The sequence below is a fragment of the Tardiphaga alba genome (assembly GCF_018279705.1).
Lineage (GTDB): Bacteria > Pseudomonadota > Alphaproteobacteria > Rhizobiales > Xanthobacteraceae > Tardiphaga > Tardiphaga alba.
The window spans coordinates 3,361,250-3,381,202 of record NZ_CP036498.1; the positions used below are offsets into that span (position 1 = coordinate 3,361,250).

General features: G+C 61.7%; 22 protein-coding genes and 1 pseudogene. 9 read left to right on the forward strand and 14 right to left on the reverse strand.

Annotation, left to right across the window (positions count from 1 at the left end; genetic code table 11):
- Positions 1–29: 29 nt before the first annotated feature.
- The 3 genes from RPMA_RS15815 to RPMA_RS15825 form a co-directional block, all read right to left on the reverse strand.
- Entirely contained in the window at positions 30–362 is a 333-nt protein-coding gene (locus RPMA_RS15815) for a DUF5615 family PIN-like protein (RefSeq protein WP_211908547.1), read from the reverse strand.
- A gap of 2 nt (positions 363–364) precedes the next feature.
- Positions 365–592 (reverse strand): DUF433 domain-containing protein, encoded by a 228-nt coding sequence (locus RPMA_RS15820; protein ID WP_211908549.1) that lies wholly within the window; start codon positions 590–592, stop codon positions 365–367.
- Between the two features lie 102 nt (positions 593–694).
- Positions 695–1,216: a hypothetical protein gene (locus RPMA_RS15825; RefSeq protein ID WP_211908551.1), complete on the reverse strand. Its 522-nt coding sequence runs from the start codon at positions 1,214–1,216 to the stop codon at positions 695–697.
- 254 nt (positions 1,217–1,470) lie between these two features.
- Here RPMA_RS15825 and RPMA_RS15830 point away from each other — a divergent pair, with 254 nt between their 5' ends.
- Positions 1,471–2,079 carry an HAD-IA family hydrolase gene (locus RPMA_RS15830; RefSeq protein ID WP_211908553.1) on the forward strand — a complete coding sequence of 203 codons (609 nt, stop codon included), beginning with the start codon at positions 1,471–1,473 and terminating at the stop codon, positions 2,077–2,079.
- Between the two features lie 81 nt (positions 2,080–2,160).
- Positions 2,161–2,451 carry a GNAT family N-acetyltransferase gene (locus RPMA_RS15835; protein ID WP_211908555.1) on the forward strand — a complete coding sequence of 97 codons (291 nt, stop codon included), beginning with the start codon at positions 2,161–2,163 and terminating at the stop codon, positions 2,449–2,451.
- A 144-nt stretch (positions 2,452–2,595) separates the two neighbouring features.
- On the opposite strand, the gene RPMA_RS15840 is transcribed toward RPMA_RS15835, so the two are convergent.
- Both RPMA_RS15840 and RPMA_RS15845 read right to left on the reverse strand, forming a co-directional pair.
- Positions 2,596–3,387, reverse strand: coding sequence for a fumarylacetoacetate hydrolase family protein (locus RPMA_RS15840; protein WP_211908557.1), 792 nt, complete (start codon positions 3,385–3,387; stop codon positions 2,596–2,598).
- A 108-nt stretch (positions 3,388–3,495) separates the two neighbouring features.
- Positions 3,496–3,873, reverse strand: coding sequence for a DUF3597 domain-containing protein (locus RPMA_RS15845; protein ID WP_211908559.1), 378 nt, complete (start codon positions 3,871–3,873; stop codon positions 3,496–3,498).
- 370 nt (positions 3,874–4,243) lie between these two features.
- Between RPMA_RS15845 and RPMA_RS15850 the strand changes: the two genes are divergently transcribed.
- The 4 genes from RPMA_RS15850 to RPMA_RS15865 all read left to right on the forward strand — a co-directional run bounded on the left by RPMA_RS15850 (position 4,244) and on the right by RPMA_RS15865 (position 8,639).
- Positions 4,244–5,146 carry a DUF2189 domain-containing protein gene (locus RPMA_RS15850; RefSeq protein ID WP_211908561.1) on the forward strand — a complete coding sequence of 301 codons (903 nt, stop codon included), beginning with the start codon at positions 4,244–4,246 and terminating at the stop codon, positions 5,144–5,146.
- 611 nt (positions 5,147–5,757) lie between these two features.
- A complete protein-coding gene (locus RPMA_RS15855) occupies positions 5,758–5,910 on the forward strand; it encodes a DUF1127 domain-containing protein (protein ID WP_211908563.1) in 153 nt (50 codons plus the stop codon).
- A 175-nt stretch (positions 5,911–6,085) separates the two neighbouring features.
- On the forward strand, positions 6,086–7,522 hold the full coding sequence (gene trmFO / locus RPMA_RS15860) for a methylenetetrahydrofolate--tRNA-(uracil(54)-C(5))-methyltransferase (FADH(2)-oxidizing) TrmFO (RefSeq protein WP_211908565.1): 1,437 nt from the start codon (positions 6,086–6,088) through the stop codon (positions 7,520–7,522).
- Between the two features lie 22 nt (positions 7,523–7,544).
- Complete coding sequence (locus RPMA_RS15865; protein WP_211908567.1) at positions 7,545–8,639, forward strand: AMP-binding enzyme; 1,095 nt, start codon at positions 7,545–7,547, stop codon at positions 8,637–8,639.
- Positions 8,640–8,734: 95 nt separating this feature from the next.
- Here RPMA_RS15865 and RPMA_RS15870 read toward each other — a convergent pair whose 3' ends face one another.
- From RPMA_RS15870 to yajC, 5 genes are read right to left on the reverse strand one after another with little or no spacing between them, the layout of a single operon-like run.
- Entirely contained in the window at positions 8,735–9,568 is an 834-nt protein-coding gene (locus RPMA_RS15870) for a phytoene/squalene synthase family protein (protein ID WP_211908569.1), read from the reverse strand.
- A complete protein-coding gene (locus tag RPMA_RS15875) occupies positions 9,565–9,948 on the reverse strand; it encodes an Mth938-like domain-containing protein (RefSeq protein WP_211908571.1) in 384 nt (127 codons plus the stop codon). The genes RPMA_RS15870 and RPMA_RS15875 overlap by 4 nt, the downstream gene beginning before the upstream one ends.
- Entirely contained in the window at positions 9,948–10,973 is a 1,026-nt protein-coding gene (gene secF, locus RPMA_RS15880) for a protein translocase subunit SecF (RefSeq protein WP_249225216.1), read from the reverse strand. The genes RPMA_RS15875 and secF overlap by 1 nt, the downstream gene beginning before the upstream one ends.
- A 16-nt stretch (positions 10,974–10,989) precedes the next feature.
- The gene (gene secD, locus RPMA_RS15885) at positions 10,990–12,588 is read right to left on the reverse strand and encodes a protein translocase subunit SecD (protein ID WP_211908573.1); all 1,599 of its coding nucleotides are present in this window, start codon (positions 12,586–12,588) and stop codon (positions 10,990–10,992) included.
- 44 nt (positions 12,589–12,632) lie between these two features.
- On the reverse strand, positions 12,633–13,019 hold the full coding sequence (yajC, locus tag RPMA_RS15890; protein WP_211908575.1) for a preprotein translocase subunit YajC: 387 nt from the start codon (positions 13,017–13,019) through the stop codon (positions 12,633–12,635).
- 193 nt (positions 13,020–13,212) lie between these two features.
- Here yajC and RPMA_RS15895 point away from each other — a divergent pair.
- Positions 13,213–14,183, forward strand: a pseudogene (locus tag RPMA_RS15895) (ATP-binding protein).
- Between the two features lie 76 nt (positions 14,184–14,259).
- On the opposite strand, the gene RPMA_RS15900 reads toward RPMA_RS15895, so the two are convergent.
- On the reverse strand, positions 14,260–15,672 hold the full coding sequence (locus tag RPMA_RS15900; protein WP_211908579.1) for a LysM peptidoglycan-binding domain-containing M23 family metallopeptidase: 1,413 nt from the start codon (positions 15,670–15,672) through the stop codon (positions 14,260–14,262).
- Between the two features lie 106 nt (positions 15,673–15,778).
- Complete coding sequence (locus RPMA_RS15905) at positions 15,779–16,429, reverse strand: protein-L-isoaspartate(D-aspartate) O-methyltransferase (RefSeq protein ID WP_249225218.1); 651 nt, start codon at positions 16,427–16,429, stop codon at positions 15,779–15,781.
- Between the two features lie 314 nt (positions 16,430–16,743).
- Here RPMA_RS15905 and RPMA_RS15910 point away from each other — a divergent pair, with 314 nt between their 5' ends.
- Positions 16,744–17,121, forward strand: a complete 378-nt coding sequence (locus RPMA_RS15910) for a response regulator (protein WP_211908588.1) — start codon at positions 16,744–16,746, stop codon at positions 17,119–17,121.
- 9 nt (positions 17,122–17,130) lie between these two features.
- On the opposite strand, the gene surE is transcribed toward RPMA_RS15910, so the two are convergent.
- Positions 17,131–17,898, reverse strand: coding sequence for a 5'/3'-nucleotidase SurE (gene surE / locus RPMA_RS15915; protein WP_211908590.1), 768 nt, complete (start codon positions 17,896–17,898; stop codon positions 17,131–17,133).
- Between the two features lie 236 nt (positions 17,899–18,134).
- Between surE and RPMA_RS15920 the strand changes: the two genes are divergently transcribed.
- A complete protein-coding gene (locus tag RPMA_RS15920) occupies positions 18,135–18,629 on the forward strand; it encodes a hypothetical protein (protein WP_211908592.1) in 495 nt (164 codons plus the stop codon).
- 15 nt (positions 18,630–18,644) lie between these two features.
- Here the strand turns inward: RPMA_RS15920 and serS are convergent, their stop codons facing one another.
- Complete coding sequence (gene serS / locus RPMA_RS15925; RefSeq protein WP_211908594.1) at positions 18,645–19,949, reverse strand: serine--tRNA ligase; 1,305 nt, start codon at positions 19,947–19,949, stop codon at positions 18,645–18,647.
- Between the last annotated feature and the right edge of the window lie 4 nt (positions 19,950–19,953).

Genomic DNA, 19,953 nt, shown 5'->3' on the forward strand with positions numbered 1-19,953 from the left:
CGTCCGCAAGCGCGGCGCGAGGGGCGATTCTACTTTGCAAGCTCCACGATCATATCGCCGCGCTTCAATGCTTTAAGCAATTTGGACATCGATTGCAGGACGGCAGCAATCAATGCACCGTTGCCAGTGTTACCGACACGGATCCAAACAATGGAGGGTCCATTGCGTCGTGCCGCGCGAAGCAAAGTGAAATCACGATCCTTGGTCACCAACGTTGCGGACGCCGTGATCGCCTGATCCCATATCGCCGCGTCTGTGGCGGCAAGCATGTTTAGATCGGCCACATGTATTGCGTCATGCCCTTCGGCTCGCAAAGCGTCGGCCAGTGCTGGTGGAAACTGAGCATCCACCAGGAAGCGCATGATTATTCCGCCGCGATGATGGATCGATCGGCGAGACTGGCAGCAAATGCCAATGCAGCGTCGATGTCCGGACTTTCAAGATAGGGATAGTCAGCCAGAATTTGCTCGCGCGTTTCTCCGGCAGCGAGAAGCGATAAAATATCAGCGACGGTGACCCGTAGACCGCGGATGCAGGGCCTTCCGTGCATGCGCTCGGGATCAATCGTGATCCGCTCCAGCAAATCTGACATTTTACACCTCTTAGGTGAGTTTATCAGCCAATTGACAAAATGTCATTGGCGACCTGCGTACCAATGCTACCGGGCACATCCCCTCATAACGATCTCGTCGCACTATCCACCAACCCTTTCGGGATGCTTGCGTGCGTAGCGCGTCCAAAATCCGAACAGTCCGCCGTCAATTTCCTGCAAGTCCCACATTTTCTTCGTCAGTGGCAGCATCAGTCGTTCGAGTTCGGAATTTCCGTACCACGCCACGAAGTCCTCGAAGTCTCGTGAGCAGCGTATGCCGATCTCATCCCAGAATGGCAGCACCCGCCGATAGGCCTCGCCGAAGAGCCCAGCATGGTCGTGCGCACCAAGTTCGCCGAGCGCCCATAGCGTCATGTCGCAATAGCCGCGATGGTGCCAGTTGGCGAAGTGCCAGCCAAGATTATCCAGCGTCAGGCTCACGTCGAGTTGGTAGACCGCCGCCATCGCACGGAGGCCAACGGGGATTTGCGAAATCCGGTTCAAAAACAGGTCGAGATCGTCGCCCTCTTCCGGGCCGAGGCGCTCCGTCAGTTCAGCTGCCAACAGCTTGAACAGCGCGTTGTCGTCGAAGCAAACCTCGATCTGTTCCGCACGCAGAGGCACTGTGTGTTTCTCCGACGCTGACGAGCCAGCGTAGCGGAGATCAGGCGTCGCGCAATCCATTTACGCAAAAGAGTGGTCGGCGGACACCGTGCATCCTTTCGCCGCGTCCCTTCGACTTGCTGTCGTCCCCCAATCCGGTCATCCTGCTCTCAGCGGGCGGCCTCGATTCCACCGCCTTTTCATGACCAGTTGCACGGCGAACCTCCCTCGCCGCTTTTTCCAGTGACATGCCGTATAAACTCGCCATTTTTGACATGGATGGAACGCTGTCTGACAGCTTTCCGTGGTTTCTCAGCGTCATCAATGCCGTGGCTGACAAGCACAAGTTTCAGCGTGTCACCAAGGATCGCGTCGAGGACATGCGGAGCGTCGGCGCCAATGAGCTGATCCGTATGCTCGGCGTCGCGCGGTGGCGCATTCCGCTGATCGCGCGCGACATGCGCAAGATGAAAGCGGAGCAGATCGATCGCATCGCGCTGTTTCCCGGCGTCGATCGCATGTTCGATGAGCTGAAGGCGCGAGGTGTGACCATTGCCGTGGTCTCCTCCGACACCGAGGACAATGTGCGCGCCGTGCTCGACCAGCTCGAGGACCAGGTGTCTTATTTCGCCTGCGCCGCCGGCCTGTTCGGCAAGACCGCGAAATTCCAGCGCATCCTCGATCTGACCGGCATTTCGGTGGACGATACGCTGTCCATCGGTGACGAGATCCGCGACATCGAAGCCGCCCGCGAGGCTGGCGTCGATTTCGGTGCGGTGTCATGGGGCTATACAAGCGCCGCGGCGCTCAATGCACGCGCGCCGACTTTCATGTTCTCGCGGATGGACGACGTCACTGTCGCCTTGACGTCGCCGCGGGGCTGATCATCACCCAGCCGCATTGCCCGCGGATGCGAGGATGCTTACGTTTTCGATCACGCATCTATCATTGATTGGGACGCCATCATGACCGACACCCTCACCGCCTCCGCCGTACGCGACAACAAGAGCGCCAACCGCTTCGAGCTGCCTGTGGATGGCAGCATCGCCTTTGCCAATTATCGCACGGCCGGCGATCGCGTGATCATCACGCATACGGAGACGCCGCCGGCTTTGCGTGGTCGCGGTATCGCATCGGAGCTGGTCAAAGGCGCCCTGGGATTGATCCGGGCGGATGGAAACAAGGTCGTGGCTGGATGCAGTTTTGTAGTCGATTATCTCGAGCAGCATCCTGAATACGCGGATATCAAGGGCTGACCGACAAACACAGTCCGTCATTGCGAGCCCAAAGAATTGGCGAAGCCAATTCTTTGGGCGAAGCAATCCAGCCTTTGCTTGTTGCCCTGGATTGCTTCGTCGCTATGCTCCTCGCAATGACGTCTGGAGACTTGGCGTCCTTGCTCAGACAATCTTGATCGACATATCCGGCAGGCCCTGCAGCTTGCACAGCAGCACATCGCCTTTCACCACCGGACCGACATTCTCCGGCGTGCCGGAATAGATGATATCACCGGCCTTCAGTTCGAACGCTTCCGACAGTTTCGAGATCTGCTCGGCGACGCTCCAGATCATCTTGTCGAGATCCGAGCTCTGCTTCACGGCACCATTCACCGCCAGCGAGATCGGTCCCTTCGCCATGTGCCCTGTCTTGCTCACCGGATGCAGCGGACCGATCACCGCACCATGATCAAAACTCTTGCCGATCTCCCACGGCTTCTTCTCGTCTCCCATCGCACGCTGAAGATCCCGACGCGTCATGTCGAGGCCGAGAGCGTAGCCATAGACGTGATCGAGCGCTTTATCGACCGGGATATTGGTGCCTCCGGATTTCAGCGCAGCAACGAGCTCAACCTCATAGTGATAGTTCTTGGTCAGTGACGGATAAGGGTGATCAGCCACCTCGCCGGTCTTCACGTTCTGGATCGCATCGGTCGGCTTCTGGAAGAAGAACGGTGGCTCGCGCGTGGGGTCGGATCCCATCTCGCGCGAATGCGCTGCGTAGTTGCGGCCGATGCAATAGATACGCCGGACCGGAAAGACATCGGTTTCGCCAACGATGGGGATCGTGATGGCATCGACCTTGAAGATGCTTTTGGGGCCGGCCTGTGCCTGCGCGGCCTCTCCGCCCATGGCACTTGCGGTCAGCGCGACAGCACCGCCGGCGACGAGTGTCCGACGATCAATCAGATCCATGATAGCCTCCCTTATCCGCTCTTGGATGAGCGGTTCTGGTCTGCTGGCATACCACAACAAAAAGGCCCGCGCGAGCGCGGGCCTTTCGTTTCGCGAGAGAGCGAAGAGTTACTTGAGATCGTCCGGCAGCTTGCCGCCATTGGCCGCGAGTTTGGTCATTACCTGCTTGTGCAGCCAGATATTCATGCTGGCACTGTCGCTGGTGTCACCAGTATAGCCGAGTTCCTTGGCCAGCTCCTTGCGCGCGCTGAGGCTGCTGTCGATGTCCAGCGCCTTCATCAGATCGACAATGGAGGTGCGCCATTCCAGCTTCTCGCCCTTGGCCTTCACAGCGGCATCGAGAATTGGCGCCACGTCCACGGTCGCCGCCGGTGCCGCGCCTCCGGCCGGGGCCGCCGCACCGCCAGCGGCGGGGGCAGCGCCGGGAGCTGCAGCGCTGGCGCTGCTGCCGAAAATCGCGCCCATGATCTTTCCAAAAATGCTCATTTTGTCGCTCCCAATAACTATGATGATGGCTGCAAGAATTGCCGCAAGACATGACCGGCGAATGACCGCCGGATAGCAGTATGTCCCCGCTGCCCACCGCTGCCAATGCGGCAACGGCGACAAGCAAATAGACTCGCTCAAACTCCGCTCCAATTGCGGCGAAACGCCGACTGCACTGCACCCCAGGCGCACGCGCTGCACCCTCACCCAAGCGTGAGAGCGGCAATGCGCATCGCGCGCTAGGATGATGCCACAGGTCGCGGCAAGTCAGTTCTTTCTGAAAGCGCGTCTGACTTCGTCGTGATGGTTTCCGAGCGGCTCCCGCGCCTGGCGCGCGTGATGATGCCGCGTGCAAATGGGAGCAACGACCATGGCCTCTTCTTATACTGGCAATACCACCGACCTCGTCCGTCTCGACGATGTCCGCACGGCGCCCCGCGTCTACGCCATCACGCCCTCGGATCTCGCCGATGCCCTGCGGCTCGGCTGGGAGGATTTCAAGGCGGTGCCGAGCCACGCCATCATGCTGTGCCTGATCTATCCCGCGATCGGCATCGTGCTGGCGCGCACGGTGCTCGGCTATTCGATCCTGCCGCTGCTGTTTCCCCTCGCGGCAGGTTTCGCACTGCTCGGGCCGTTCGCAGCCATCGGCCTCTATGAACTCAGCCGCCGCCGCGAGACGGGCGAGGATGCATCGGCCTGGCATGCGCTTGACGTGACGCGTTCGCCGTCCTTCGGCGCCATGCTTGCACTCGGCCTCGCATTGCTGGTGCTGTTCCTGACCTGGATCGCCACGGCGCAGGCGATCTACGTTTCCACTTTCGGCAATGCCCCCGCCTCGGAAATTCCGAGCTTCCTGTCGCAAGTGCTGACGACATCGCAAGGCTGGCAGCTCATCTTCGTCGGCTGCGGCACCGGTCTGATGTTCGCGCTTGTCGCCTTGGGCGTCAGCGCCGTGTCATTTCCGCTAATGCTCGATCGCCATGCGAGCGTGATGGACGCCGTGACCACATCGCTGCGCGTGGTCGCGCGCAATCCGGCGACGATGGCCATATGGGGCGTCATCGTGGCCGCCCTGCTTGTGCTGGGCTCGCTGCCCTTCTTCCTTGGACTCGCCGTCGTGATCCCGCTGCTCGGTCACGCCACCTGGCGTCTCTATCGCATGGTGGTCGAGCGCAATCCGAATCCGCCGATCCTGCCGGAGCGCAGCACGACCAGGCGACACGCAGCCGATTTCCCGGTTTCACTGTTCAAGGGACGTCGTGAAACCTGAAAGGCTGTACGCCTGCTTCCGCGCCCGCCGATTCCCGGGCGGGCGCCGGTGGTTCCAGCCCGCGACATGGTTCAGTCTTTGCGACCAACACACGCATGACGCGGTAACCGCCGCACAAGAAAACTTAAGAGAGAAGGGAAAGACACCGGTTGTCGAAGAACAAAGCAGGAAATTGTTAGACTACGACGAACGGATTTGACGCAAATCCATGCTTCAAGATGTCGATGACTGATGTGAATTACGATTCATATCCATATGAACATGCGATTCGCGCATGCCTGAACCTAGGCTGCTTAACGTCCGACACCCTGCCAACAGCTTCGCGCCGCCATCGTGCCATCGCGTCGCCATGCGTTGTAGAACCCCTTTAAAAACGTCGTTTAATCGACTAACTAACCTCTCCGGTATTGGCTTCGGTGTCCGGATACGCACCCTGCCCGAACGGACGCCAATCGACGGCGAAAGGTTAATCACTTCTTGCCAGAGGCATGCATAAATCGCTTAGCTGCACCGCAACATCTGAACTGCTGCATCGCGAAGCGGTCATCTATATTCACTTCAACGGCGAGACACTCCCAAGAGATGAATCGCTAGATTGAAGGAGAAAGAAAATGCTGCTCTCGCTTATCCGTATGATCCAGGCTTTCCGTGACTATCAGCGCAATGTTGCCGAGCTGTCGCAGCTCAGCGATCGCGAACTGTCCGACATCGGTCTCGACCGCTCTGACATTCCGCGCGTTGCCTCGGGTGCCTACAACGGTTGATACGTCGGGACGGTCTCCGTCCACTGACGTTTCACGAATTGCGCCCGCGACGAGCGGGCGCGATCGTGGTCCCCGCGGACCCGGCTTTGTTGCCGCCAGTGCAAAGCACTGACTAACCTGCGGAACCCCGCCAAAGCGAATTCCGTTTCGCGTTGAAACGCGCTACATGCGGGCCATGACAACAGCCTCAGATACAGACGACCGCGTCCATGTGATCGGTGCGGGCCTTGCCGGCTCTGAAGCCGCCTGGCAGGTCGCCAATGCCGGCATCCCTGTGACCCTTCACGAGATGCGTCCAGTCCGGATGACCGATGCCCATCGCACCGATGGGCTCGCCGAACTCGTCTGCTCCAATTCATTCCGTTCCGACGACGCGCTAAACAACGCTGTCGGCTTGCTGCATGCCGAAATGCGCAAGCTCGGCTCGCTGATCATGCGCAGCGCCGACGCCCATCAGGTGCCCGCCGGCGGGGCGCTGGCCGTGGACCGCGACGCGTTCTCGGACGCCGTCACCAAGGCGCTGGAAGAACACCCCCTCATCACCATCGACCGCACCGAAGTCGCCGGCCTGCCGCCGGCAGACTGGCGCAACGTCATTGTCGCGACCGGCCCCCTCACCTCGGCCCCGCTGGCTGATTCCATCCGCGAACTGACCGATGAGAACGCGCTGGCCTTTTTCGACGCCATCGCGCCGATCGTGCACAAAGATTCCATCGATATGGAGATCGCTTGGTTTCAATCGCGCTACGACAAGGTCGGGCCTGGTGGCACCGGTGCCGATTACATCAACTGCCCGATGACCCGCGAACAGTATGACGCCTTCATCGATGCGCTGCTGGCCGGCGAAAAGACCGACTTCAAGGAATGGGAGCTGAACACGCCCTATTTCGACGGCTGCCTGCCGATTGAAGTCATGGCCGAGCGCGGTCGCGAGACGCTGCGCCATGGACCGATGAAGCCGGTCGGCCTCACCAATCCACGCGATCCGCTGGTGAAGCCCTATGCCATCGTCCAGCTGCGCCAGGACAACAAGCTGGGCACGCTCTACAATATCGTCGGTTTCCAGACGAAGCTGAAATACGGCCCGCAGCAGAACGTGCTGCGCATGATTCCGGGCCTGCAGAATGCAGAATTCGCCCGCCTCGGCGGCCTACATCGCAACACTTTTCTCAATTCGCCAAAACTGCTCGATGAGCAGCTCCGCCTGAAGGCGCAGCCGCGCCTGCGTTTCGCCGGCCAGATGACCGGCTGCGAAGGCTATGTGGAATCCGCCAGCGTCGGCCTGATCGCCGGCCTGTGCGCGGCAGCGGAGGCCAAGGGACAGTCGCTGACCATGCCGCCCGCGACCACGGCGCTCGGCTCGCTGCTCGGCCATATCACCGGCGGCCACATCGAGACCGTGGATGCCGGCCCGCGCTCGTTTCAGCCGATGAACATCAATTTCGGCCTGTTCCCGCCGCTGGCGTCACCACCGACAAAGAAGCCGGATGGCTCGCGGCTGCGCGGCAATGAGAAGACCGTCGCCAAGAAGCAGGCCATGAGCGCCCGCGCACTGGCCGATCTCGATGGCTGGATCGCCACCACGCTCCCTGCCGTCGCGGCAGCGGCGTAACGCAAGCTCGGTTGGATATCTCATGAGCTTGCCCAAACAGGATGCCGCTGCGCTGTCCAAGCATTGGACCGAAGGCGTGCTGCTGAAACGCGACGTGTTCTCGACCGTCGAGCGAGGTCGTTTTCGCACGCGCGATGGCGACGTCGATGCTGTCCTCCGCCGCCTCGATCAGGTGCCGTGGTGGTCGTTCATCCTCGCGCATCATCTGTTCACGCGCGAACGCCGCGCGCTGACTTTGGCGCGCGATCTCAAGGTCGGACCGGAACTGCTCTGGGCCGGCAAGCGCACACTGGTGCGCGGTTTCATCGATGGCGTCGCTCTGCATCTCGCCAAACCCTACAACGATGCGCGTTATTTCCAGTCGGCCAAGCTGGCGCTGCGCAAATTGCATCGCATGGGCGTGTGCCATAACGATCTCGCCAAGGAGCAGAACTGGCTCCAGGGCAGCGACGGCCTTGCCTATCTCACCGATTTCCAGCTCGCCGTCTGCTTCAAGAGCCGCAGCCAGCTGTTTCGTATCGCCGCTTATGAAGACCTCCGCCATCTCCTCAAGCACAAGCGGACCTATGCGCCGGAGCTTCTGACGGCGAAGGAAAAGCAGATCCTGTCGAAGAAATCGCTGCCGGCGCGGATCTGGCTGATGACCGGCAAGAAGGTCTATCGCGCCATCACCCGCGGCATCTTCAACTTCACCGACCGCGAAGGCGGCGGCAAGCGCCTCGTCAATGACGCGCCGCCGCTGCTGGAGATGATCAAGCGCAATCCGGCGGTGCGCGATGCGGCGATTGTCGCATTCGCGGATCGGCGCACGGGCGTTGGCCTCTATGCATTCGTTGAAGCGGATGACATTGCGCTGGAGAGCAAACTTCAGAACGAGCTGGGGGCAGCGAAAGCGGCGAAACCGCCGGAGCATCTTCAAGTGATCCCGGCCTTGCCGCGCGATGCATCTGGCAAGATCCGGACCGAAGTCTTGCAGCTGGTGGCGATGAACCAGGTGGATCTGCTGGAGCCGCTGATGAAGAGCGACGCGGATCGAGCGTTTTTGAAGACGATTTTGGAATCGCGGAAGAACCTGCGCGATCGCTTCAATTTCGAAACGCAGCTACCGCAAGCGTAGCCCGGATGAAGCGAAGCGAAATCCGGGGACCGGCGTCTCGACTGAAGCTCTGATTCCCGGATTGCGTTACGCTTCATCCGGGCTACGCACTGAGCTTATGACGCCCGCCACAACGTCCACAATGTCCGCAGCCGCGATCGCAGATAAAGCTCGAACGGATCGAAGCTCGCTTCAGACATCTGGCCGAGATCATATTTCATCAGCGCCATCGGCATGAATGCCGCGCGGGCTGGCTCGGCGACATCGGCGAGCATGCCATCCGCCACGGCCAGTTGCTCCTGCGCGCCCTTGATCAGCTGATTAAGTGTCGTGCGGATCCCCGGTGTCAGCTTGCCGGCATAGAACTCGTGCTCACTACTGCCGTTCTGCTGGAGCATGTCATGCGGCAGATAGAGTTGTCGTCGTGCAGCGTCATAAGGCAGGCGCGCAGTGATATGCGCGACGCCATGCGCAAGGCCCGCATGTTCGGCAACATGATCGATCGCCTCCGACGCATCGCCAAGGACGCGTCCGGTGCAGGCGAACAACGTGCCGGACGTGTCGCGAAAATGGCTTTCCAGCACCGCGAGATCGGGCATCGGGTCATTGTAGAGATCGAAGACGTGGGCATCGACCAGCTTGGTCAGCCGATCGACAGGTAGATCGAAGCTGCGCACGGCCAGCAGCAATTCGGCCGCGACGGGATTCTGCTCGACATCGCCATGCCCGTTGCCGGCCAGCGCATCGGTCCACCACTGCAGCCGGATTTCGCCGGGCAGAGCCTGTTTCACCTGATCGCGGACGCGGCTCACTTCGGCGTTGAACGCATACAGCGCCAATAGCGGACGACGCTTGTCGGGCGGCACAAACAATGTGGACGCATAGCGATCGAAATCGTGAGTACGCACGAGATCGGCGCAGAACGCCGCCGCGCTTGGGTCGGCACTCATGGCACAGCGATCAGCGCGGCAGCCACGCGGCGGCGCTCGCCGATCATGATGTTGTAAGTGCGGATCGCAGGACCGGTCATCATCGTATCCGCCATGATGTGGAGACCGCGCAGCGCTTCGCGCAGATTGCGCGGCATGATCCAGACATCGTTTCCCGTGCCGATAAGCAGCGTGTCGATGCCCGCATGGCCCTCGAACACGCGACGGAGCGCATGGCGGTCGATCTCGTCCGGCTTCGTCACCGACCATGCCCACACCGCATCAGGGAGGCACAGAAGCGAGCCCTGATGCGACATGGTGTCGAAGATGAAGCCGCCCTTGCCGTAGGCCTCGATCTCGGCAGCCCGCGGAAGATGCGGCGCTTCGGGATCGACCGGCATCAAGCCTTCGCCGTCTTCGCAGGCTTGCCCGTGGCCACCGGCTCGTCGCGGTTCTCACCGACGCCGAGATAGATCAGCATGGGCGCTGCAATGAAGATCGAGGTGTAGGTGCCGACCAGCACGACGCCGAAGATCATCACGGCGGTGAACGAATGAATGGCGTTGCCGCCGAACAGATACAGCGCGAGCAATGCCAGCGTCACGGTGACGTGGGTAATGATCGAGCGCGACAGCGTCGAATTGATCGACTCGTTGAGCAGCTCCGGCATCGGCATCTTCTTGTAGCGACGCAGGATTTCACGAATACGGTCATAGATGACCACGGTGTCGTTCAGCGAATAGCCGAGAATGGTCAGCAGCGCCGCGATGCTGGTGAGGTCGAAATCGATCTGCGCGATCGACATGAAGCCGATGGTCAGCACGATGTCGTGGACGTTGGCGATCATGGCGCCAATGGCGAACTGCCATTCGAACCGGAACCAGAGATAGATCAGGATGCCGAAGATCGCGAGGATCAGGCCGAGCATGCCGTAAGCGAGCAATTCGCCGGACACGCGCGGACCGACCACCTCGACACGACGATATTCGACGGCATCGCCGAGGGTCGCACGCACCTTCTGCACGGCTGCCTGCTGCGCTGCATCGCCGCCAGGCTGCTGCGCGAGGCGGATCAACACATCGGCGGGACCACCGAACTGCTGCAGCTGGACTTCGCCGAGCTCCAGCGTGGACAGTTTGGTCCGCATGCCGGAGATGTCGGCCGGACCGGATTTGGACTGCACTTCCATCAGGGTGCCGCCCTTGAAGTCGATGCCGAAATTCAGGCCGTGCGTGAAGAACAGCGTGATCGCGGCTATCGTCAGCAGCGCCGACACCGGAAAGCTGATCCGGCGGAACTGGGTGAAGTCGAACTTCGTATCGTCGGGGACGATGCGGAGCGAAGGCAACAGGTCGAAGATGGTCACGATCGACAGAATGACGACCAATGCACCGAGACCCGCGAGAACCATTTGTGTTGTAGTCAAAACCTGCTCCGTCAGCTCAGATCGGCACGCGCTGCGGCCGCTTCCACCTGACCCAGGCGGCAACGATCAGGCGGGTCACCGTAAAGGCGGTGAACACCGTCGTGACAATGCCGATGCCGAAGGTCACAGCAAAGCCGCGCACCGGGCCGGTTCCGACATAGAACAGCACGCAGGCAGCGATGAAGGTGGTGATGTTGGAATCGAGAATCGTCGCAAGCGCACGCTTGAAGCCGGCGTCGATGGCGGCAATCGCCGTGCGGCCACCGCGCAGTTCTTCGCGGATGCGCTCATAGATCAGCACGTTGGAGTCCACCGCGATACCGACCGTCAGCACGATGCCAGCAATGCCCGGCAGCGTCAGCGTGGCATTGAGCAGCGACAGGATGCCGAAGATCATGGCCACGTTGATGGCGACCGCAATATTCGCGAACAGGCCGAACAACCGGTAGGTCAGCAGCATGAACAGAATGACGAAGATCGAGCCCACATAGGCGGCAAGTTCACCCTTGGCGATGGAGTCCTGGCCAAGGCCCGGACCGACCGTGCGCTCCTCAATGATCGACAGCGGTGCCGGCAGCGCGCCTGCGCGCAGCAGGATCGCAAGATCGTTGGCGCCCTGCACCGTGAACGATCCCGAGATCTGGCCGGAACCGCCGGTGATCGGTTCACGGATGACCGGCGCCGACACGACTTCGTTGTCGAGCACGATGGCGAAGGGCTGGTTGACGTTCTTGACGGTCGCGTCGGCGAACTTGCGTGCGCCGGACGAGTTGAAGCGGAACGAGACGATCGGCTCATTGGTGCGCTGGTCGAAGCCGGGCTGGGCGTCGTTGAGATCGCCACCCGAAACCAGCACTTCCTTCTTCACCAGATAAGGCGTCTTCGGTGAGGTCGAGCTCATCAGGATTTCAGAGTCGGCCGGCGGCCTGCCCTGCGCCTGCTCAGGCGACATCGAACTATCGACCATGCGGAAGTCGAGCTTCGCGGTCTTGCCGAGCAGTTCCTTGAGGCGGCTTGGATCCTGCAGGCCCGGAACCTGAACGAGGATGCGGTCGAGGCCCTGGCGCTGGATCAGCGGTTCCACGGTGCCGAGTTCGTTGACGCGGCGCTCGACGATCTGGATCGACTGGTCGACCGACTGGCGAATGCGATCGTTGATGGCCGCCTGCGGGACCGTAAAGCGGATCAGACCGCCGCCGGCATCGCTAACTTCCAGGCTGCGTGCGCCGCTCTGGCCCATGATGCCGCCGAGCGGCTGGGAGAGTTCGCGCAACTTGGTCAGCGCGGTCGGCAGGTCGGTGTCCTTGGTAATGCGGACTTCGACGGTGTCGTTGCGGACATTGAGGCCGGTATAGACGATACGGGCATCGCGCAGGGTGCGACGGACGTCGTCACGCACCTGATCGAGCTTGTCCTTCTTGACCGAATTGGCATCGACTTCGAGCAGGATGTGCGAGCCGCCCTGCAGGTCGAGGCCCAGCACTAAGTGGCGCTGCGCCCATGTCGGCCAGGTCTTCACGGTGGCTTCGGGGAAGAAATTCGGCACCGCGCACAGGCAGACGACCAGCGCCGTCAGAATGATGCCCAGCGCCTTCCACCGCGTGAAATACAACATCGAGTTGATCCGTCAGAATTCGAGGAGAGGAGTCGCGCGGCGAATTACTTCGCCGCCGCGTCGTCCTTGGCCTCGGCCTTGGTTTCGGTCTTCTCGCCCTTGTCCTTGGCGGGCTCGCCCTTGGTGCGGACGCCGGAGATCATCGAACGCAGCTGGCGGACGCGCACGCCTTCCGAGAGTTCGAATTCGATCTGCTCGTCATCGACCACCTTGGTGACCTTGCCGACCAGACCGCCCGAGGTGACGATGGTGTCGCCGCGGCGGATGTTCTTCACCATTTCGGCGTGGTCGCGCACCTTCTTCTGCTGCGGGCGCAGGATCAGGAAATACATGATCACGAAGATCAGCGCGAACGGCAGCAGCGACATCAGCATGCTGTTGGTATCGTTGCCGGCGGCTGCGGCCTGGGCGAACGCAGGGGTAATGAACATCGAAAGTCCTCGTGAATGCGGGAGTTGACCGGCGACGCAGCCGCGTTCGGCCCGGTCTCGGTAAATTCGGCGCGGACTATAGCGGCCGGCAAGCCAATTGCAACGCTCCTAACCCCCTTGATGTACAAGCGCTTTGTACCGCTTGCGGAGCTGTTCCCGGATGGTTAAGGGTGCGGGCCGAGGAAAGTCAGAAATGTCAAAAAAACCCAATAAAACCAGCCGCCGCCCTGCCCCCAAAGCCGCCAAGCCCCCGCCCGGAAAGCCGCTCCCAAGCGCCCGCGACCGATGGCCGCCCCCGGCCTGGAAGAACGCATCGCCGTGGCGCTGGAAGCGATCGCCGCCAACATGGCCGCGGCCGCGCCAAAAGTCTCGAATGCCGATTCTCTGGCCAGCGCCGATGCCTTCATCTGGCACCCGGACGGCCGCCTCGCGCCGGTGCCCAAGGTATCGCGCGTCGAACTCGACCTGCTGCAGGGCATCAACCAGCAGGTCGATACCCTGATCGAGAACACCCGTCGCTTCGCCAATGGCCTCCCCGCCAATAACGCCCTGCTCTGGGGCGCCCGCGGCATGGGCAAGTCGTCGCTGGTGAAGGCCGCGCATGCGCGGATCAATGCCTCGAAGTCGGTCAATGGCCGACTGAAACTGGTGGAGATCCATCGCGAGGACATCGAGAGCCTGCCGCTACTGATGTCGCAGATCCGCGCCTCGGACTTCTACTTCATCGTGTTCTGCGACGACCTCTCCTTCGACGGCAATGACGCGTCCTACAAGTCGCTGAAAGCCGTGCTCGAAGGCGGCATCGAGGGCCGGCCGGAAAACGTCATTCTCTATGCGACCTCGAACCGCCGTCACCTGCTCGCCCGCGACATGATCGAGAACGAGCGCTCGACCTCGATCAATCCCGGCGAAGCCGTGGAAGAAAAGGTCTCGCTGTCAGATCGCTTTGGTCTCTGGCTTGGCTTCCACAAATGCAGCCAGGACGAATATCTCGCGATGGTGCGCGGCTATTGCAGCCACTTCAAAGTCAAAATCGCCGATGACCAGCTGCAGCGCGAAGCACTGGAATGGTCCACCACCCGCGGCTCGCGCTCGGGCCGCGTGGCCTGGCAATTCGTGCAGGAACTGGCGGGCCGCTTGGGCGTGAAGCTGGCGACCAAGTAAACATCGCACAGCCGAGAATGAAAATGGCGCCGACGGAGACGTCGGCGCCATTTTAGTATCTGTGTCGATCGGTCGCTTACGCGCCGTTGAGGAACTGCAGCGGATCCACCGGCGACGAGCCCTTGCGGATTTCGAAGTGCAGCTGCGGCGAACCGACTTCGCCGGACTGGCCGGACTTCATGATCACCTGACCGCGCTTGATGGTCTCGCCACGCTTCACCATCAGTTCGCTGGCATGCGCATAGGCGGTCACATAGCCGTTCGAGTGGCGCACCAGCACGAGATTGCCGTAGCCTTTGAGTTCGTTGCCGGCGTAAGCGACGACACCATCTTCAGCAGCCTTCACCGGCGTGCCTTCCGGCACGGCAACGTTGATGCCGTCATTCGACTTGCCGTTGGTCTTCGCACCATAACCGGTCACGACGCGACCGCGCACTGGCCAGCGGAAGGTTGGCAGCGCACCGGTGGCTTCAGCAGCCTTGGCCGGAGCCTCGGAGACCGTTTCTTCCGGCGTCGCAGTTGCGCTGGCGAGACGGGCCTTCTGCTGCGGTTCGACGGCGGCAACACGCGCGGGAGCCGTTGCGACTGGCGCTACCGGCGCAGCCGCGATGGTGGACGGCGCACCGAGCGGCGCCGGAGCAGATGCGGTGGGCGCAGCAGCGACGGCCGAACGTCCGGCAGGCACATTGATCTTGCTGCCAAGCTTCAACTGGGCGGTCGGCGACAATCCATTGGCGCGGGCGAGTTCAGCGACCGGCACGTTGTTCTTGCGCGAGATGCTCATCAACGTATCGCCGCGATTGACGTAGTGCGTCGTTGCAGCAGCGGCCGGCTTGGCCGGTGCAGTTGCGACTGCCGGCGCGGCGACAGCACCCTGGCGCGGAATGATCAGCGACTGGCCTGGCGACAGTGCGCGCGGACCGCGATAGCCATTCGCCTGCAGGATCGCAGCCTGCGAGACATTGTAGCGCTTCGACAGGCCGTCCAGCGTGTCGCTGGTGCCCACGATAATCGTGGTGCCATTCTGCGCGGCGGGCGCACGGGCGGCGGCCACCGAGCGCGGCGCGGTGCTGCCGGTGTGCTCGATCGGCGCCCGCGCGGGCGGCGGCGTATACATGCCATTGCCCCCACCGCTCATCGGCGCAGCGGATGCGACCGGACGCGGAGCGGACGGATAAGACTGCGGCGCCGCAATCGGCGGCGGCAACGGCTGGGACTGATATTGTGGCTGCGGCGTATAGGCCGGGCGCTGATACTGCGGCAGCTCGCGCGGCGCGGAATGCGTCATCGGCTGCTGTGGAATCGAGCCTGTCGCCTCACGCTGCCAGCCGAACTGCTGTGGCTGACTGCCACGCGGATTGGAATCGAATGTCTGGGAAAGGCGTGTCGACATGTCGGCACTGCAGCCGGCAAATCCGATTGACATCAACGCCAGCACCGCAACCTGCGGAACTCGACGTGAGCAAAGCAACTCGACAACGCTGGACATTGGTTACTCACTCATACGCAACAAACGACTGAATTGAGTAAACACCGTCTCCGTTACCAAGCCTTTAACCCTGCGACAAAGCTGTGAAAGGTGATCACGCAGTTGTTCAGAGCTCGCGTGCGATCCCCGGAAGCGCGGGCACGAAGCGGACGTCAACGAGATCGCGGTACTCGATCTGGCCACCCGACTTGCGGAGACGCACCAGCGTCTGCACGCCGTGATGTGGCCCCACCGGCGCCACCAGAACGCCGCCCTCACCGAGCAGCTCGATTAACGATTGCGGCACGGCCTCGACCGCCGCAGTGACGATGATGCGGTCGAAGGTGCCGAGATTGGGCGCGAGATTGAGGCCGTCGCCCAACATGACCTCGACATTATAGAGGTCCAGCTGCTCGAGCTGTGCCCGCGCCGTGTCGGCCAGTGTGCGGTACCGCTCGATGCTGAGCACCTCCCGCACCAGCTTCGCCAGCACCGCCGCCTGATAGCCCGACCCGGTCCCGATCTCGAGCACGCGATGCCGGCTGTCGAGCTGCAACTGCTCGGTCATATAGGCCACGACGAAAGGCTGGCTGATGGTCTGGCCGCAGGCGATCGGCAATGCCGAATCCCGCCACGCATAGCCCTGATCTGCGGCGCCCACGAAACGATCGCGCGGCACCTCTTCCATTGCGCGCAATACGCGCCGATCGCTGATCCCGCGACGACGCAGGCTCAGCTGAAACCGCATCTGCTCGGGCGGCTGAACGGCATCCGCCATGGAAAACCTCACTTCGGGACCTCTTCTGCCATCGACCTGCGATGGCGTCCGAATACCCTAAATAAGTTGACGCAATCTGCGCCGGGAACAAGGAGGGCGTCGCTTCGACTTTATTGTTCCGAACGCGGAACCCGACAAGGTTTTACCGGTTACAGGCACTTGGGGATCATCGATTTTCGCCAGTCAACGTCGGAAACCGGACACATCCGTGCCGGTGATGGTCTCTTTGACTCACTCGAAATCGAGAAGCCGCGCGATTGCGTTCAATCCCGGAATTTGCGACGTTACATCAGGATGATGCAGGGAATGCGGCCATGACTGAAGCGAACCAGCCGGGCGGCTCCGTCTTCCTCGTTGAAGACGAGGTGATGATCCGCATGATGGTCGCCGACATGCTCGAAGAGCTGGGTTACCGCGTAGCCGCGGAAGCCGGTGACATCGTAGAGGCCACCCGTCTTGCGGGGAGCGCCGAATTCGACGTTGCCATCCTCGATGTCAACGTCAACGGCAAGGTGATCTCGCCCGTCGCCGAAGCACTGGCCGCCCGCAAGAAGCCCTTCATTTTCGCAACCGGCTACGGCGCGCAGGGACTTCCGGAAGATTTTCGGGATCGCCCGACATTGCAGAAGCCGTTCCAGATGGAAACGCTGGCCCAGGTGCTGGCGACCACGCTCAAGGGCGTGGCCGTCTAGGCTTCAGTCTCAGCCGAGCGCCTTGTGCAACACGTCCGAGAACGCATCGTCCGTACGGTCTAGACGCAACGGCGTGACTGACACATACCGGGCTGCGAGTGCTGCGAGGTCGGTGCCTTCGGGCGGCGCCTCTGCTGCCACGATCCGTTCGAAACCGATCCAGAAATACGGGTTATTGCGGCCGTCGCGGCGCTCGTCGATCCGCAGAAAACCCTGATTGCGCTTGCCTTGCCGCGTTACCACGACGCCCTTGACCTCATCTGCGTCGCAGGCCGGGAAGTTGATATTGATGACCGTGTTCTTCGGCACGCCCGCCTTGATCACCTTGCGCAGCACATCCGGCCCGTGCTTCAGCGCGGTTTCCCATTGCGGATTGTTGCGCGTTTCCATGGAGAATTCCTGGCTCAGCGCCACCGACGGGAAGCCCAGGATCGTGCCTTCGAGCGCGCCGGCGATCGTGCCGGAATAGACCACGTCCTCGGCAACATTGCGGCCCTTATTGACGCCGGACAGCACCAGATCCGGCTGCTTGTCCTTGAGGATGTGCCGCGCGCCCATAATGACGCAGTCGGTCGGCGTGCCACGCACGGCATAGTGCCGCTCGCTGACTTCGCGCAGGCGCAGCGGATCGTTCAGCGACAACGAATGCGAGACGCCGGACTGATCGAGCTCAGGCGCAACGACCCAGACATCGTCGGACAATTGCTTGGCGATCTGCTCGATGATCTGCAGGCCCGGCGCGTGAATACCGTCGTCATTGGTGCAGAGAATGCGCATGCGCGTCAGCCCTTTCGATACTGGCCGACCCGGCCGTTGCGGACTTTTTGCCAGCCCAAGGGGCTTTTGCCACCCCCTATTCGACGCTGTACGTTGCCCGTGTGGGCCATTTTTCCGGCGCACGGGAACCAGCCGCCCGGCAGCGCCGTTCTCCCCTCGCTTACTGCGTGTTGATGCGTTTCGGACTTTAGCGCGCGGCCGCGAACCTGGCCGCAACGCCTATCGAGGCGAGGAACATGGTCACGGTGCTTGATCGACGAATCTGGCTCGGTGCTTGCGCTATTGTCGCAATCGGCATCGTCGGCTGGATGCTGATCCCGAGCTTTGCCAAAGCACCTGAGCCCGACCTGACATTGAACCTGGCCGTTGCCACTCCGCAGGACGACAGCAAGATCACCGACACAAAGCCGCCGCCCTCGGTCGAGATGGCCGAGACGGTCGATCTCGACAAGGTGCGCCTGTCGCGCCAGTCGTTTCGTCGTGGCGGCATGGGATCGCGGGCATTGATGACCTTCACGGTGCGCAACGCCAATGCCTATGACATCAAGGATCTCGAACTGCTCTGCGCCTTCAGGAGCCGCGACGGCCGCTACACCACCGAGCGTCGCAAGATGGTCGCCGACACCGTCGCCATGAAGAGCCGCAAGGCGTTTCCGATGACACTTGTCGGCCACATCAATGTGCGCGCCTCAAAGGCAAAATGCTCGCTCGTGACTGCGAGCCGTGCGTGACGCATTCAGGCAAAATCAATTCGCCTGAATGACCTTGAGCCCGCCCATATAGGGCTGCAGGACATCCGGCACCGCGATGGAGCCGTCTTCCTGCTGATAGTTCTCGATCACGGCGATCAACGCGCGACCGACGGCCGTGCCCGAACCGTTCAACGTATGCACGAAACGCGGCTTGCCGTCCGGCCCGCGCGACCGCGCGTCCATCCGGCGTGCCTGGAAATCGCCGCAGACCGAGCAGGACGAAATTTCGCGGTAAGCGCCTCCCTCGCCTTGTCCCGGCATCCACACCTCGATGTCGTAGGTTTTTTGCGCGGCAAAGCCCATGTCGCCCGTGCACAGCGTCATCACCCGATAATGCAGGCCGAGCTTCTTCAGCACTTCCTCGGCACAGGACAGCATGCGTTCATGCTCGTTCCTGCTCTCCTCGGGCGTCGTGACCGAAACCAGCTCGACCTTAGTGAACTGATGCTGCCGGATCATGCCGCGCGTATCGCGGCCGGCCGCACCTGCTTCAGCGCGGAAGCACGGCGTCAGCGCGGTGAAACGCAGCGGCAGCTCTTTCTCGTCGAGAATGGACTCGCGAACGAGATTGGTCAGCGGCACTTCGGCCGTCGGGATAAGCCAATAGCCCTGCCCCTCATTGCCAAGGGCACCAGCGGCGAACTGATCATCGCGAAACTTCGGCAGCTGCGCCGTGCCGAACATCGCATCGTCACGCACCAGCAGTGGTGGATTCACTTCGGTGTAGCCGTGTTCGTTCGTGTGCAGGTCGAGCATGAATTGCCCGATCGCACGCTCAAGCCGCGCGAGGCCTTTTTTCAGCACGACGAAACGTGCGCCCGACAGTTTTGCGGCCGCCTCGAAATCCATGAAGCCCATGGCTTCGCCGATCTCGTAGTGCGGCTTTGTCGTGAAAGCGTAGTTGCGCTTGGCGCCAAAGTGGTGACGCTCGACATTGCCATGCTCGTCCGTGCCTTCCGGCACATCGTCGAGCGGCAGGTTCGGAATGCCGGCAAGCTCGGTGCGCAACTGGTCCTCAGCCGCCTTCACCGCCGCTTCCATCTCCGGCATCGTGGTCTTGAGCTCGGCAACCTCGGCCATCAGCGCATTTGCGCGCGCCTCGTCCTTGGTCTTCTTGGCCTCGCCGATTTCCTTCGAGGCTGCATTGCGGCGCGCCTGCGCCTGTTCGGACGCCAGGATCGCGGTGCGCCGGGCCTCGTCGATGGCCAGCAACGACGACGACATCGCAGCCAAACCGCGCCGCTTCAGCGCAGCGTCAAAGGCTTCGGGATTGTCGCGGATCGATTTGATGTCGTGCATAGCG

What these genes read in the sequence shown, in the direction of transcription:
- RPMA_RS15815 (WP_211908547.1), bottom strand. Translation starts at nt 362, where the DNA reads ATGCGCTTCCTGGTGGATGCTCAGTTTCCACCAGCACTGGCCGACGCT.
- RPMA_RS15820 (WP_211908549.1), bottom strand. Translation starts at nt 592, where the DNA reads ATGTCAGATTTGCTGGAGCGGATCACGATTGATCCCGAGCGCATGCAC.
- RPMA_RS15830 (WP_211908553.1), top strand. Translation starts at nt 1,471, where the DNA reads ATGGATGGAACGCTGTCTGACAGCTTTCCGTGGTTTCTCAGCGTCATC.
- RPMA_RS15835 (WP_211908555.1), top strand. Translation starts at nt 2,161, where the DNA reads ATGACCGACACCCTCACCGCCTCCGCCGTACGCGACAACAAGAGCGCC.
- RPMA_RS15840 (WP_211908557.1), bottom strand. Translation starts at nt 3,387, where the DNA reads ATGGATCTGATTGATCGTCGGACACTCGTCGCCGGCGGTGCTGTCGCG.
- RPMA_RS15845 (WP_211908559.1), bottom strand. Translation starts at nt 3,873, where the DNA reads ATGAGCATTTTTGGAAAGATCATGGGCGCGATTTTCGGCAGCAGCGCC.
- RPMA_RS15850 (WP_211908561.1), top strand. Translation starts at nt 4,244, where the DNA reads ATGGCCTCTTCTTATACTGGCAATACCACCGACCTCGTCCGTCTCGAC.
- RPMA_RS15855 (WP_211908563.1), top strand. Translation starts at nt 5,758, where the DNA reads ATGCTGCTCTCGCTTATCCGTATGATCCAGGCTTTCCGTGACTATCAG.
- trmFO (WP_211908565.1), top strand. Translation starts at nt 6,086, where the DNA reads ATGACAACAGCCTCAGATACAGACGACCGCGTCCATGTGATCGGTGCG.
- RPMA_RS15865 (WP_211908567.1), top strand. Translation starts at nt 7,545, where the DNA reads ATGAGCTTGCCCAAACAGGATGCCGCTGCGCTGTCCAAGCATTGGACC.
- RPMA_RS15870 (WP_211908569.1), bottom strand. Translation starts at nt 9,568, where the DNA reads ATGAGTGCCGACCCAAGCGCGGCGGCGTTCTGCGCCGATCTCGTGCGT.
- RPMA_RS15875 (WP_211908571.1), bottom strand. Translation starts at nt 9,948, where the DNA reads ATGCCGGTCGATCCCGAAGCGCCGCATCTTCCGCGGGCTGCCGAGATC.
- secD (WP_211908573.1), bottom strand. Translation starts at nt 12,588, where the DNA reads ATGTTGTATTTCACGCGGTGGAAGGCGCTGGGCATCATTCTGACGGCG.
- yajC (WP_211908575.1), bottom strand. Translation starts at nt 13,019, where the DNA reads ATGTTCATTACCCCTGCGTTCGCCCAGGCCGCAGCCGCCGGCAACGAT.
- RPMA_RS15900 (WP_211908579.1), bottom strand. Translation starts at nt 15,672, where the DNA reads ATGTCCAGCGTTGTCGAGTTGCTTTGCTCACGTCGAGTTCCGCAGGTT.
- RPMA_RS15905 (WP_249225218.1), bottom strand. Translation starts at nt 16,429, where the DNA reads ATGGCGGATGCCGTTCAGCCGCCCGAGCAGATGCGGTTTCAGCTGAGC.
- RPMA_RS15910 (WP_211908588.1), top strand. Translation starts at nt 16,744, where the DNA reads ATGACTGAAGCGAACCAGCCGGGCGGCTCCGTCTTCCTCGTTGAAGAC.
- surE (WP_211908590.1), bottom strand. Translation starts at nt 17,898, where the DNA reads ATGCGCATTCTCTGCACCAATGACGACGGTATTCACGCGCCGGGCCTG.
- RPMA_RS15920 (WP_211908592.1), top strand. Translation starts at nt 18,135, where the DNA reads ATGGTCACGGTGCTTGATCGACGAATCTGGCTCGGTGCTTGCGCTATT.
- serS (WP_211908594.1), bottom strand. Translation starts at nt 19,949, where the DNA reads ATGCACGACATCAAATCGATCCGCGACAATCCCGAAGCCTTTGACGCT.